Source organism: Ruegeria sp., assembly GCF_040830605.1.
Taxonomy (GTDB): Bacteria; Pseudomonadota; Alphaproteobacteria; order Rhodobacterales; family Rhodobacteraceae; genus Ruegeria.
Window position 1 is genome coordinate 14,459 of sequence record NZ_JBFOMD010000013.1, and the last position, 13,355, is coordinate 27,813.

The 13,355-nt window shown below is 62.8% G+C and carries 10 protein-coding genes; 4 read left to right on the forward strand and 6 right to left on the reverse strand.

Features of this window, described 5'->3' with window-relative positions:
* Positions 1–2: 2 nt before the first annotated feature.
* The 6 genes from AB3N21_RS17780 to AB3N21_RS17805 form a co-directional block, all read right to left on the reverse strand.
* Positions 3–1,526, reverse strand: a complete 1,524-nt coding sequence (locus AB3N21_RS17780; protein ID WP_367936473.1) for an OmpA family protein — start codon at positions 1,524–1,526, stop codon at positions 3–5.
* A 1-nt stretch (position 1,527) separates the two neighbouring features.
* Positions 1,528–2,637 carry a hypothetical protein gene (locus AB3N21_RS17785; protein ID WP_367936474.1) on the reverse strand — a complete coding sequence of 370 codons (1,110 nt, stop codon included), beginning with the start codon at positions 2,635–2,637 and terminating at the stop codon, positions 1,528–1,530.
* A 58-nt stretch (positions 2,638–2,695) separates the two neighbouring features.
* Positions 2,696–3,352 carry a hypothetical protein gene (locus tag AB3N21_RS17790; protein ID WP_367936475.1) on the reverse strand — a complete coding sequence of 219 codons (657 nt, stop codon included), beginning with the start codon at positions 3,350–3,352 and terminating at the stop codon, positions 2,696–2,698.
* 200 nt (positions 3,353–3,552) lie between these two features.
* Positions 3,553–4,881 (reverse strand): hypothetical protein, encoded by a 1,329-nt coding sequence (locus AB3N21_RS17795; protein WP_367936476.1) that lies wholly within the window; start codon positions 4,879–4,881, stop codon positions 3,553–3,555.
* A gap of 299 nt (positions 4,882–5,180) precedes the next feature.
* Complete coding sequence (locus tag AB3N21_RS17800; protein ID WP_367936477.1) at positions 5,181–7,523, reverse strand: PIG-L family deacetylase; 2,343 nt, start codon at positions 7,521–7,523, stop codon at positions 5,181–5,183.
* Between the two features lie 10 nt (positions 7,524–7,533).
* Entirely contained in the window at positions 7,534–8,700 is a 1,167-nt protein-coding gene (locus AB3N21_RS17805) for an ROK family protein (protein ID WP_367936478.1), read from the reverse strand.
* A gap of 103 nt (positions 8,701–8,803) precedes the next feature.
* On the opposite strand from AB3N21_RS17805, the gene AB3N21_RS17810 reads away from it, so the two are divergent.
* The 4 genes from AB3N21_RS17810 to argH all read left to right on the forward strand — a co-directional run bounded on the left by AB3N21_RS17810 (position 8,804) and on the right by argH (position 13,354).
* Positions 8,804–10,063, forward strand: a complete 1,260-nt coding sequence (locus AB3N21_RS17810; RefSeq protein WP_367936479.1) for an extracellular solute-binding protein — start codon at positions 8,804–8,806, stop codon at positions 10,061–10,063.
* 58 nt (positions 10,064–10,121) lie between these two features.
* Positions 10,122–11,009, forward strand: coding sequence for a carbohydrate ABC transporter permease (locus tag AB3N21_RS17815; RefSeq protein ID WP_367936480.1), 888 nt, complete (start codon positions 10,122–10,124; stop codon positions 11,007–11,009).
* A gap of 66 nt (positions 11,010–11,075) precedes the next feature.
* Positions 11,076–11,879: a carbohydrate ABC transporter permease gene (locus AB3N21_RS17820; RefSeq protein ID WP_367936658.1), complete on the forward strand. Its 804-nt coding sequence runs from the start codon at positions 11,076–11,078 to the stop codon at positions 11,877–11,879.
* Positions 11,876–13,354, forward strand: coding sequence for an argininosuccinate lyase (gene argH / locus AB3N21_RS17825; RefSeq protein ID WP_367936481.1), 1,479 nt, complete (start codon positions 11,876–11,878; stop codon positions 13,352–13,354). Before AB3N21_RS17820 ends, argH begins: the two co-directional genes overlap by 4 nt.
* Position 13,355: the final 1 nt, after the last annotated feature.

Below are 13,355 nucleotides of genomic sequence, written 5' to 3' on the forward strand. Positions count from 1 at the left end.
CCTTAATTCTCCGACGTCTCCGCAACTTTGGCATGGCCCGCCTTGATCAGCCAGTCACCGACATCCGTGCCGCCACGCCGGCAATGCGCCAATGGCCGGCCGGTGGCGTCGCGGCCCTGACCTGCCGGCTCGCAGATAACGTCGGACCCGTCCAGCCACTCCGCCAGGCGCATCGCCGCAATGCGGCCGCACGGGCGCAGCGGACCTTGCGCGTCGCGACAGGTGGCCTCGATACCCGGAGCTTCGACGTTGGACAGCCTCAGCTCGGCACTTTCCACCGAGATCACACCCGCCTCGACGACCCGCGCCGGACCCGCATAGCGCGGTTTGATCGGCGGCAGCTCCGGTTCCGGCGCAACCCGCGCCGAAGGCTCGGACGCAGGCGCCACTGCAGGCGTCGCCGGGGCCGGTTGACCCGCGATGTTGCGCTTGATGTCTTCCAGCACCTGCTGCTTGTCGGTCTCGAAGCCAAAGACCACACGGCGGCTGCGCACCCGGTCCTCCTCTCCGTTCAGCAGAACCGGGCGCGAGGACGAATGACCGACGGCCACCAGTTTCTTGCGCGCCCATCCCGCAATGTCCGGAGACATTGGCTGTGACAGGCAAAACTGCACGACTTCCGCAGAACGCCGTTGCGAGAGGTCGAGATTGTTGAGATAGGCCGTGCCCGGCGTCGTGGCGCCAAACCACTCGGACGAGGCATGCCCCTCGATGCGCAACTCGGCGATCCGGTTGCCGAAACCGTGAATGGCGTTGATCCACGGGCCGCAGAATTCCTCAAGAAATGAAAGCGTCTCTGGTGTGAGTTTGGCCGAGCCCGGCTCGAACAGAACGTCGTCCGGCAGCGATATCGAGCCGCTGGCGCTGTCTATACTGCCGCCTTTTTTGCTGACCAGATCGCCAAGCGCACGTTGCACGGCACCGGTGACATCATCGCGCAAGGCAATGTCGCGGCCCAGCACCTCGCGGATACGGTCGATGGCGCGTTCATCGGCGCCGCGGGCGATCTCAAGCGCCAGATCCCGCTTTTCGGGCTCAAGGATCAGCCAGTCGGCCAGTTCGCCCGGCACCACACCCTGGGCCTTCTTGCGAATGAACTCGCCCGCTTCCAGGTCCGAGCGGACAAAGTCGATATCTTCTGGTGGGCGGTCGGCAACCGCCGACAGCAACTGTTCGAAGCGGTCGGGTTCGATGCCCTGGCTCCGCGCGGTCGCGATCGTCCGGCTGTAATCGGCAACCATCTCCGGGTCCCTGAGGTCCTCGGGTGCCAGCCCCTCGATGAGATGTTGCAGCGTTTTCGGGGGCACATTCCTTTCCGTCGCGGCCTCGACCGCAGGTCCGAACGGGCGCAGACTTGCAAGATCGGTGCGATCCGCACGGCGCTGAACTTCGAGCAACCCGAGCAGCAGCAACAGGACAAAGGAAAGCAGCAGAAAGACCTCGCCGAAGGTCAGCCCCAGAACAGAGCCGCGCTGGAATTGGGCATCGTCTCGGTGTGCCGATCGGTCAAATCGCTGGCGCCACATGTTACCGCCCCCGCGAAATCCATCTGAATGGCCAGCGCCCCCGGCCCGCTGGTTCCGAGTATGGCAGATCCCGCTCCATCTGATCGGCGTGGCTCCTCAACGTGGCCATTCGCGCCGAAACCGTCTTGCTCGCCGCCTCCAGATCGTCCAGCGCCTTTGAGATTGCGTCGATATTGGCCTGCACCGCTGTCACAAGATCGCCGGTGCGCCGTGGAACACTTTCGGACAGTGTTGCCGCCGACGCATTCAGCTTGGTCGTCGCCTTGTCGAGCTTGGTCAGCATTTCGCTCAGCGTATCCACCGTCTCGGCTGCGCCCGACGCCGTGCGTTCCATCGCGTCATTGCAGTCTTCGCCAGTGGCCGCCGCCGCGGCCCGAAACTCGCGCATGGTCGCCGCAAGGCGGGTGCGCGCCGTGCGCGACGCAGCCGAGATCGCCCGGTCGGTCGCGCTCTCCGCTTCCTGTCCCATGCGGGTGACCGCGCCGGTGAGTTGCCCGTTGAGTTCGGAATCCAGTTCGGCCAGCCGCGTCTGAAATCGCTTTTCGGCGTCACCGATGATCTCCAGCGTCGTTTTCGTCCGCGCCTCGGCCTCGGTGCGAAGGTCGTCGTGGAATGCCTGGCGGAACTCGTTCAGCGAGGCTTTCAGCCCCAGCGCGAACTGCTTGTTGGTCGCCGTCAGCGACGCGAGATCACGCTGCATCAGGTCGTAATAGTGACGGATCGAATTGAACGCCGCCTGTTCCTCTTCGACCATATCGACGCGGGCCGGGTTCAGGGCCACACGCAAAACCACTCCGACCGCCGTGGTCAGCAGCGCTATGCCAAAGCCGGACACCACATTCAGTACAAAGTCCTCGCGCTCCTGCCCGTCGGATCCGACGCCATAAAGCGACCAGGCCAGCGAGGTCAAGGTGAAGATGAACCCCAGGTAATAGCAGTTGTCCCCGATCACGCCGGTCGAGAGGGCCTTGGGTTTGAGCGGCATCGCCAGCAGGGCATAGAGAAGGATCAGTCCACTGCCCGTACCGGCCGCAACCAGCGGATGGTAACCCAGCATCCGCAGGCTGATGATGACGGCACCGCCGGCGACTGCGACAACGACGAACAGCACGGCGATGCCGCGTCCTGTTGCGCGCTCTTTGCGCTTCGTTGTCTCTCGTATTGCCATCTCAGTCCGCTGGTATCCGCGCAATCGTCTTTGCTTCGCTGGCGCCGCCCGAAGCCAGAAGCTCGCGCCAGAAGAGATTTACATCGTCCGTGTCGAAACCGGGCGAGCGGTCCCAAAACCCGGGCCGCAGCACACGCACGATCTCGACCCTGCTGCCCGCAAGCGGGATGCCAAGCGCCTCGCGGCTCTCGCCTTTTGTATCTTCCCATTTGTCGCCGCGGAAAAAGCTGAACCGCTCGCTGTTCTGTATCATGTCGGACACAACGATGATCTTGCGTGGGGCGTCGCTCTCCCCGAACGGCAGCAGATCCGTTGTTGCAAGCTGGATCGCCTCTACGATGGGCGAGGTGTCGGCCGCCTCGACATCAAGCATGCCGGACAGCTCCGCGCGCACAGGGGCCACGAACCCGGACTGAAAAACCTCCTCGGCCTCGGATTTGCTTTCCAGCCAGATATTGACATCGGCGCCGCTGGCCGGCCGGCACAGGGCGGTCACGCGTGCCGCGCCATCGGGGTTGTCTCCGGTCTCATCGACCACAAGATACAGCCCGAGCTTGGTGCCCACCGGCAGGCCGTTCACAGAGGCCTCCAGCACCCGCTCGACCTCTTTCTGCGCGCGCGATCCGATCTTGTCGGTGGTATCGATGACAATCGCCAAATAGCCTGTCGGCCCCGTGGGCGGGCAAAGATCGGCAGGCAAGGGCGGCGGAAAACAGCTTCCCCAGATGAAGCAGATACCAACAACCGCTCCGACCACACCCAAAGCGACTGCCCCCATAAGCAGCCCGAAAGCGGTCTCTACGGCAGTGCTCTTTCCCAGGGATCTGGACTTTCCTTTGCCGTAGCGTGCCATTGCCGTTACTCCCGCGCCCGATCCAGATCATCGAATTGAGGGATGCTCGTGACAGCGCTTTGATAGGCTTCTTCAATCGCCTTGCGCGCCTTCTCGAGCGCCTTGTCGAACCCTTTCTTCAGCTTCTCCGACTCGACCGTGACATGTTCCGTATTGGCGACCTTCTGAGGTTCCGGCAGCTTGTGCAGCCGGTTGAAATACTCCGGCGGCGGGCAGTTGTCGGGACGCGCGCTGCGATTGGCCTCGCGATAAACGCTCAGCGCATAGTTGGTCGCGTCCTGAAGCTGCTGGTGATAGGTTGCGTATTGCATCGCCAGCGAGCTTTGCTCGGTCAGGATCAGGGTCGTCTCGTTGAGCCCGATGATCAGCCGCTCACGCGCTGCCTGCAGATCGTCCCGGCGTGCGGCCCGCACCGACCTGATTTCATCCATCGCCTCACTGGCCATATCCGCGAACCGGTCATTGGCCGCCTCACGACGCCGGGCCAGGCTCCCGAAGCCGGGGTAAAAATCGTCCCACAACACCCCTTTGATGAAAACGATGACCGAGATCAGCGCGCCCAGCAGGGCCAGCATCCAGCTTTGGAAGTTCTCCAGGGTCCATGGCGATGCGATGAAATTCTGCACCGAGACAATCAACGCCTGTTCCCATTCGATGCCCTCGGCCGCATCGCGGAAATTGGCCACAAACAGGTTGTAGCCCGCCGCCCAGGCCAGAAAGAACAGGATCGCGACAAGGCCCAGCAGACGTTTCACAAAACCGACATGTTGCACGTAGCGCGAGAATATCCCGCAGAGCAGCGATGCCAGCACGTTCACCGCCGAAATCCCAACGGCAAACAGGAACGCGATCAACAGCGCGCCACCAAAGATATGCGCAAGAAACGCGCCGTTCAGAACGCTTTCGGCCACGATCGCAAACAGCAGTACGCCGACATTGAAGACATGGCTGCGCCGGGGTAGGGCGGTGCGCTGCAACCGGTTCGCCTGACGAAAATGGCGGTATTCGTCCTCGAGGTCGGAAACCAGCACACGTTGATTGTGAAGATGCAGCGCGGCTTCCTTGGTGATGGCGAGGAAGTCGCCGACGCTGCCAAGCGCCACCTCCTCGACGTTCCCGGCCATGTCGATGGCAAGATCGAGACGCCGCCGATACTGCGCCACATATGCGTGATAGGCCTCGCTCGCCGCCTGCCAGCGCTCTCGGAAACGGGCGGTGATCTGCATCTCGACCGCGTCGTCGGATGTCTGTCCATGCGGCGGTTCACACTTGGTGCCGCGCTCTTCGCCCTTCTTTTTCACACCCAGCGAGGCGACTTCCTTTTCGACGTTCAAGGGGACGAAAATCTGCCCAGCCTCCGGTGCCGCCGGAAACAGTTTATCAATGAGTTCAGACAATTTACTCATACTAAAGCGCCACCCACCTGCCGCTCGATCCGTCTGCCAGACTATCGTCCACAGGGGCGAATTGACAACTTTCATTGCAAATTCGTCAATTCAGGGCCCGATCCGTTTCGGGGTCCGAGCGCTTGTCGGGGCGGTTCCATCGCAAAAGATTTCGGAACGCGACGCCGCTCAGGTCGCCATGACGATCAACAGCCGCGACGTCTCATCGACTCGCTGCGCGCGCTGGTTCATCCGTCACGCTTGGCCAGCAGATTGGCCATCAGCCGAAACGCACCGGGGGTCAGTTTTTCCATCTGGTGGTGCAGGATGAGCGAGGTATGGACGTGCCGTCCGCGCCCCACATCGGCGGCCAAGAGGGCACCGTGCAGAGGCGCCTCCCCGGCATCGTTCATCGCAACAAGCGGGACATATGCAGAGTCCCAATCCTTGGCGAAATACAGCCCCCGCTCTTTGTGCCACCCCGCCCAGTCCACGGCACTAATGTGGTTCGGAGTGGTCAACAGCGGATGATCCGGGGCCAGTACCGTGACCACGGCGTTTTCATCTGTCACGCGCCAGCGAAGAGACGGCTGACCGATCTCCAGCCGATAAGGTGGGACCCGGTCAGGGTCCCAATTGTCCCAAGGGCGATGATACAGAGTGACCAGAGTGCCGCCCGCGTGAACCCACTCATGTATGCGCGGCATAGCGTCGGCCAGATCGGGGCGGGACTTCATCGCAAAGATACCGATCACCAGCGTGTCGCAAGCCGCCAGCGCAGCATCGGTCAGCGGCGCGCTCGACATATCCGTGACCGTCAGCCCCATCCGGTCCAGCCAGAGCCCCACCCGATCGTTCCCGCCGCCGATATAGCCGACCGTCACGTCCGGAAGCCAGGCATCGACCACGCGCACTTGCGCAACCGCCGGGCGCACCACTGCCCGGGGCGCCGTGTGATCGCGTCGTATCAAGTCCACACTGTCCGCATCTTGCCCATCCAGCGTCAGCGCCAGTTCATAGAGCCCGGGCGCCACATCGACGGGTCCGGTTGCGGTCAGGAACCCTTCGTCGTCAGTGACGCTCCAACCGCTTGGCACACGCAAACCCGGTTTCGCCGCAGGTGGCGTGGCGTCATTGACCGAGATCTCCACCGTCCGGCGCGCATCGGCCAGATTGATCAAATCCGTCTTCGGTGAGATCGCAGCGGAGCGCTTTGGCAAGATCACCGGCGGCACCTCAAACGGCACCCCGAGGGTTGTGGTGACGCCATGCACCGTCAGGTCCACATCGACGCAAGGGGCAGCCGGGTGCCCCGGCAGATAGACGGCTGGATACGGGTTACTGATGGCAGCCTCTGCGCTCAGGGTCACGGCCTTGGCGTTCACCGACCAACCCTCCGGCAAGCTAGGGGTCGCCCTGACCTCACCGGTTTCTACCGTGATCTCGCGCAGCCAGTTCGTGCGGTCGCCGGGGTGCAGCACCTCGTCCTGCAAGGCGGCACGCGCATCCACACCCGCTGCCAGATGGATCACGCGGGTCAATTGCTCGTCTTTTCGGGTCAGCTTGTGCCCGACCTCGCGCAGCGCCTCGGCGGGGCAGGCCTGCACTGCCTCGCGAAGCGCCTGCACCGCCGCGCATGCATGGCTCAGAACCTCCGCGGTGTTTGGAAACGCCGCCAGCGCGGCGTAGCACGCATCCTGCACCGCAGCCAGCCCGGGCATATCCAGATCCCGCAAGGTAAGTGCCAGACCCGAGCCCAGGTCCTGATCAGGCCCGGCGACATGGGATCGCGCCAGATGCAGGGGAAAATCCGTTTCCGCCCCCGCCGGAACCCACCGGCCCATCCCCTGCGTTGCATGCAGCACGCGGCTTTGCTGGCCCATGCGGGCATAGCTCCACCCGGTCACCGGGTCCCTGCCGGAGGCCGGAACGGTCAGGGTCGCGGGCGGCGGGGGCTCATCGTCGTCATAGGATTGCCCCGCCCCGGACCACGCCGGCAGATACATCTTCCTGACTTGCCACACCGGCAGATCGCTGCCCGCGAAGCCGGGATCGGCGGCAAGATCCATGACCCGATGCGCGGCTTCGGTCATCGCGCGGTGGTGACCGTGCTGACCGGGTACGTCGAGGAAGGTCGGGCAGATGATATCGGGCCGCTCTGTGCGGATCACGTCGACGAACCGCACAAGCGTCCGGTCGCGGCCCCATTTGGCCAGCGTCTCATCGCCCGATTTGGAAAACCCGAAATCAAAGATCGAGTCCTCCGGGCCGATCGACAGCCAGTACATCCGCAGATCCAGCCGGTCGCAGGCGGCCTCCATCTCGGCGGTGCGCAGGGCACCAAGGGCCGCGCCGCTTTCCGTCCCGATATCGTTTTGCCCGCCTTCGCCCCGGGTCGCGCAGGCATACGAGATGTCCACCCCGTCCCGAAACCGCAGGGCGGCCAGCATGGCCGAGGTTTCGTCATCCGGGTGTGCGCCCGTGTTCATGAAGGATACGGTGCTTTGCAGCGCGGTCAGCGCCTGCCACAGGGCGACAATGCGCGGGCGGTCCCGTTCTGCGGCAATGCGGGCCTGATCTGAAAGCGGCATGGCGGGTCCTTCAATGCACGTTGGAACCGGGCGCGCCAAGCGCCCGGTTCAGGATCAGTGCCGCCGCCCCCAAAGTCGCCGTCATCCGTCCAGAGGCGCCCCGGATCAGGCGGGGATGAGGGGCGTGCGGACGGTTTGAAACCGACAGATCCGTCAAGGGTGTCCGGGTCACCAGGTGATCCAGAATAGCGTCCGGCATGGCGCCGCCCAGCACCACGGCCTGCGGATCAAAGATGTTCTCGACAATCGCCATCGCGTGCCCCAATGCAGTGGTTGCGGTCTCAAGCCATGCCATCAGGTCGGGGTCCCGCTGTTGAAACAGCCGATCCAGCATATCGATGTCGCGTGCCTCTTTCCCGGCCCGCCGCAGATGGCTCTGCACGGACAGACGGCTCAGCGCGTCCTCCAGCTTGCCGCCAAGCCCCGGGATCGGGATATGCCCGATCTCACCCGCGTTGCCATAGGCGCCGCGCACAAGCTGGCCATCGTGCACCAGCCCCAGCCCCAGCCCGGCGCCAAAGTAGAGATAGGCAAAAGACGCGATGCCCTGCGCAACCCCGTTGATCCGCTCGGCCATTGCGGCGGCATTGGCGTCATTGCTGAGAACCACGGGCAAACCAAGCCTCTCGGCGAACAGGGCCTCGGCATCGATTTCCTGCCAGCCGGTCAGATCGGAGCCCATCCCGGTTATCCCGGTCACGCCAAACGGGCCGGGCATCACCACACCCGCGCCCAGCATCCTGTTTCGGGCCACAGGCTCCTGATCCAGCATCTGGGTCTGCAGGTGAGAGACATGGTCCATCACCGCGTCGGGTCGGTTGCCCCGCAGCGCAACCCGTTCGGTTGCCACCGCATTGCCCTGCATGTCCAAAAGCGCGGCAAAGATCGCGTCGGGGCGCACCTCGATCCCCAACGCATAGCCGCCCTTCGGATTCAGCGCGTATTGCATCGCAGGGAGACCGCGCCCGACACTCCGGCGGCCCTTCTCCAGCAGCATTCCATCGTGGCACAGCTCGGCGATGATGTTGCTGACGGTCTGCGTGGTCAGCGACAGGGCGCGGGCGATCTCGGCGCGACCAATGGCCCCGGCCTCGCGAACCTGCCCCAGAACCGCTTGCCGGTTGCGGTACCGGGATCGCTCGGCATTGCTGCCTTTGGGTTTGGTTTGGACGATCATGTGACCGGATTAACTCAAATCATTTGAATTATCAATTCAATTGAGTTAACTCATGATCCATGAGTTCGAAAACGAACCGCGACGGCCATATGGGAGACTTAAGATGAAGACGCATTTCAGACGCCTGGCGCTGGCCGGGCTGACAACCTCTGCCGCGTTATTTTCCAGCGCCGCAAGTGCTGTTGAGATCGAATACTGGCAGTATTTCTTCGATGCCCGGGTCGAGGCGATGGAGACGCTGATCAAGAATTTCGAAGCCGCGAACCCCGACATCACCGTCAAGATGACCCACTTCCCCTATGCGGATTACCGCACCAAGGTCGCGGCTGCGATTCCGGCAGGTGAGGGGCCGGATGTGGTGCAACTGTTCTATGGCTGGCTGAACGACTATGTCGATGCCGAACTGATCCAGCCGCTGCCCGCCGACAGCTTTCCGGCAGACAAGATCGACGCCGAGTTCTTCCCGATGGTGCAGGCCATGAAAGACGGTGACGCCTATTGGGCACTGCCGACCGCCGTGCGCAGCCTTGCGCTGTTCTACAACCAACGCCTGTTCGACGAGGCCGGTATCGGCAGCCCGCCCGAGACGCTCGACGAACTGATGGAGGTCGCCCGCGCCCTGACCAAGACGGATGCGGCCGGGAACATCACTCAGGTGGGCATCACCGCGGGCATGACTGCGCAGGATCACCACTGGTGGCGCGAGGGCCTTGTGCGTCAGTTCGGCGGTGAGCCTTACGCCGATGACTACAAGACCGTGAACTACAACAACGAGGCCGGTGTTGCCGCCCTTGGGTTCTACACGGACATGTTCCTGGGCGATCCGCCGGTCACCGCCATCGGTTTCATGGACGAGCCACAGGCCGCTTTCAAAGCCGGGCGCGCCGGGATGCATATCGACGGGTCGTTCCGCATCGGGTCGCTGAACGGCACGCGCGGCCTCAAATGGGGTGTTACCGAGCTACCCGCCAATGCGGACGGCACCCGGTCGAACTATTCCTCCTATTGGGTGAACGCGATCACCACCAAGGCCGAGGGCGAGAAATACGACGCTGCGGTCAAATTCATGGAATACGTCACATCGGATGAGGCGATGCAGATCTGGCTGGACGTGGTGGGTGAGCTGCCGGCAAAACCGTCGGTCGGCCTGACCGATGCGAATAAGAACGACGAGACCTTTGGACCCTTCATTCGCGGTCTGGCCTATGCCAACACCACCAAATTCGCCAACGAATCCGATCAGCGCCAGTTGATGGTGGAAATGGTCGAGCGGATTCAGCTTGAAAACATGGACCCGGCCGAAAGCCTGGCCATCGCTGCCGAGGCTGAACAAAAGCTGCTCGACGAATACTACGCCGACTAGGCGGACTTCGCCGCCCCGGTCTCTCCCGCCGGGGCGGTGTTCCATCAGGGCAGGGCACATGTACCAAAAACTGACCATCCGCCAGAAACAGATCGTCTGGGCCTGGGCGTTTCTCGCAGTGCCGGTTCTGTTCTACTGCGTGATCCGGTTCTATCCGACCGCCAACGCGATGCTGATCTCGTTTCAGGACTGGAACCTGCTGGGTGACCGGACATGGGCAGGCTTTGAGAATTACCAGAAGCTCTGGAACGATCCGGTGTTCTGGAAGGTCTTCAGGAACACGTTTGTCTATCTGCTGCTGGGCACACCGATCAGCCTCGTGCTGTCCTTTGTCATCGCCTACCACCTCGACAAGCTGCGGTTCATGCACGGCTTTCTGAGGATGCTCTATTTCCTGCCTTTCATGACCTCTGCGGTGGCCATGGCCTGGGTGTGGCGCTGGTTCTATCAGGACGTGCCAATCGGGCTGTTCAACAACATACTGGCAGGCTTCGGCATCCCGCAGATCTCATTTCTGAATTCCACCACCAACGCGCTCCCGTCTGTTTTGGCCCCCGCCGTGTGGGCCGGGCTGGGGTTTCAGGTGATCATCTTCATGGCCGGATTGCGCGCGATCCCCACCAGCTATTACGAGGCCGCCAAGATCGACGGCGTGGGCTGGTTCACGGTGCTGACCCAGATCACCCTGCCGCTTTTACGCCCGACCATCATCTTCATCGTGGTGTTTTCGTCCATCGGGTTCCTCCGGATTTTCGACCACGTCTTCAACATGACAACCAACAATCCCGGCGGGCCGCTGAATTCGACCAAGCCCCTTGTGCTGATGATCTACGACACCGCCTTCAACGGTTTCGACATGGGCTATGCCGCGGCACAGACCGTTGTGCTGTTCACCATCCTGCTGATCGTCTCGCTCATTCAGCTACGCCTGCTGAGGAGCGAATAGATGGCCGATATCGCCCCCTCCGCCGAGGCCCTGCTGACCACCAAACCCGCTAAGCGCCCGCGCAACATGGGCCAGATCATCCGTTGGCTGCTGCTGTTCGTGGGCGGCATTCTGATGGTGATGCCCCTCGCCTACATGATCTCGACCTCTCTGAAATGGCCGCACGAGGTCTATAACGTCAACCTCATCCCCGAGGAACCGACGCTGGAGAACTACACCTTTGTTCTTGAGGACGGACGTTTCTACTGGTGGTTTCTGAACTCGATCATCATCGCCACGATCACGACGATCTGTAACCTCCTGTTCGACTCGCTGGTGGGCTACACCCTGTGCAAGTTCCGCTTTCCCGGGCGTCAGATCGTGTTCATCGCCATCCTGTCGACGCTGATGATCCCGACCGAGATGCTGGTGATCCCGTGGTACCTGATGTCCCAGGCCTTCGGCTGGCTCGACAGCTATTGGGGCATCATGTTTCCGGGGTTGATGACCGCCTTTGGCACCTTCCTGATGAAACAGTTCTTTGAGGGCGTTCCCGACGATTTCATCGAAGCCGCGCGGATCGACGGCCTGAACGAGCTGCAGATTTGGTGGACCGTCGCCATGCCGCTGGTGAAACCGGCCTTGGCGGCCCTCGCCATCTTTGTGTTCCTGGGCAACTGGACCGCCTTCCTGTGGCCGCTCATCGTCACCAATTCGGTGGACATGTACACGATCCCCGTGGGCCTGTCGGGCTTTGGGGATGAGGCCGACGTCGCATGGGAACTGATCATGACAGGCGCGGCCATATCCACCATCCCGACCCTCGTCGTGTTCCTGATCTTCCAGCGGTTCATCATCCGAGGTGTTGTCATGGCGGGGCTCAAAGGATGACCGACGACAGCAAATTTCCCGATCCCACCTACAAGAACACCGTGCTTGCGCCGCTTTTCGAAGGCGTCAAAACCCACTACGCCGCGCATATGATGGCGATCAATCAGGCCCATCTGGTGATGCTGGTCGAAACCGGGATTCTGTCCCGAGCAGATGGCGGCCAAATCGCCCATGCGCTCGATGCAATCGACACGGAAACCGACGTCCCCGCGCTTGTCTACACCGGTGAGCACGAGGACTTCTTCTTTTATGTCGAGGCCGAACTCAAACGCCGTTTGGGCGATCTTGGCGGCGCGCTTCACACGGCCCGTTCGCGCAACGACATGGACCATACCGTGTTCAAGATGGCGCTGCGGGACCGGGCCGAGGCTCTGCTGGCGCAAATCACGTCACTCACCGAGGCACTGATCGCCAAGGCCCGGGACGAGGCCGACATCCTGATCGTCGCCTACACCCACGGCCAGCCCGCTCAACCCACCACATTCGGTCACTACCTGGGCGCGATGATCGAGGTGCTGAACCGCGACGCACAGCGGCTGTCTGCGGCCATCGACACCCTCGGGCCCTGTCCCATGGGGGCCGCCGCCATCACCACATCCGGGTTCCCCATCGACCGCGCCCGCATGGCGGACCTGTTGGGCTTCGAAGGCCCCCAGGTGAACGCCTATGGCTGCATCGCGTCCGTCGATTATGTCACCGGGCTCTACTCTGCCATCAAACTGGTGTTCCTGCATCTGGGCCGCGTCGTGCAGGATCTGGCCTTCTGGTCCAGCTTCGAGGTTGGGCAGCTCTACGTCCCCAATGCGCTCGTCCAGATCAGCTCGATCATGCCACAAAAGCGCAACCCGGTGCCGATCGAACATATGCGCCACCTCGCCTCGGTCACCTGCGGGCGCTGCGACATGGTGGTGAACACCATGCACAACACGCCGTTCACCGACATGAACGACAGCGAGGGCGAAGTGCAGCATGCCGGGTACGCCGCGTTCGAAAGTGGCGGCCGGGTGCTTGAGCTGATGGCCGCGTTCCTGCCCGCCTGTTCGATCAACTCGGACAGAGTGCGCCGGAACACCGACGCCGCCAGCATCACCATCACGGAACTTGCCGACACGCTGGTTCGGGACGAGGGGCTGACCTTTCGCCAGGCACATGACATTGCCGCCCATGTCGCACGCGATCTGGACGGCAAGCCACTGTCCCAGGGTTTCGGCGCGTTCCAAACGGCCTTCCGCGCGGCCACCGCCCGCACGCCCGCGATGGACGAGCAGGGATTCCGAACCGCCGTCAGCCCCGAAACCTTTGTTGCGCGCCGCGACCGCATTGGCGGCCCAGCCCCGGCGGCTCTGGATGCGGCCCTTGCGCAATACAGCGCCGATCTCGATGCCCTGCGCGCACGGGCGAGCCAACGGACAGCGCGGGTCCCGACCGCCGCCACCGCCCGCGCCACCGCCTTCGCCCAATTGCTGGAGACCTGAT

Bases quoted from the DNA above. Each gene is read 5' to 3' on its own strand.
- AB3N21_RS17820 (WP_367936658.1), top strand. From the start codon at position 11,076: ATGGGCCAGATCATCCGTTGGCTGCTGCTGTTCGTGGGCGGCATTCTG.
- AB3N21_RS17810 (WP_367936479.1), top strand. From the start codon at position 8,804: ATGAAGACGCATTTCAGACGCCTGGCGCTGGCCGGGCTGACAACCTCT.
- AB3N21_RS17805 (WP_367936478.1), bottom strand. From the start codon at position 8,700: ATGATCGTCCAAACCAAACCCAAAGGCAGCAATGCCGAGCGATCCCGG.
- AB3N21_RS17780 (WP_367936473.1), bottom strand. From the start codon at position 1,526: ATGTGGCGCCAGCGATTTGACCGATCGGCACACCGAGACGATGCCCAA.
- AB3N21_RS17815 (WP_367936480.1), top strand. From the start codon at position 10,122: ATGTACCAAAAACTGACCATCCGCCAGAAACAGATCGTCTGGGCCTGG.
- argH (WP_367936481.1), top strand. From the start codon at position 11,876: ATGACCGACGACAGCAAATTTCCCGATCCCACCTACAAGAACACCGTG.
- AB3N21_RS17800 (WP_367936477.1), bottom strand. From the start codon at position 7,523: ATGCCGCTTTCAGATCAGGCCCGCATTGCCGCAGAACGGGACCGCCCG.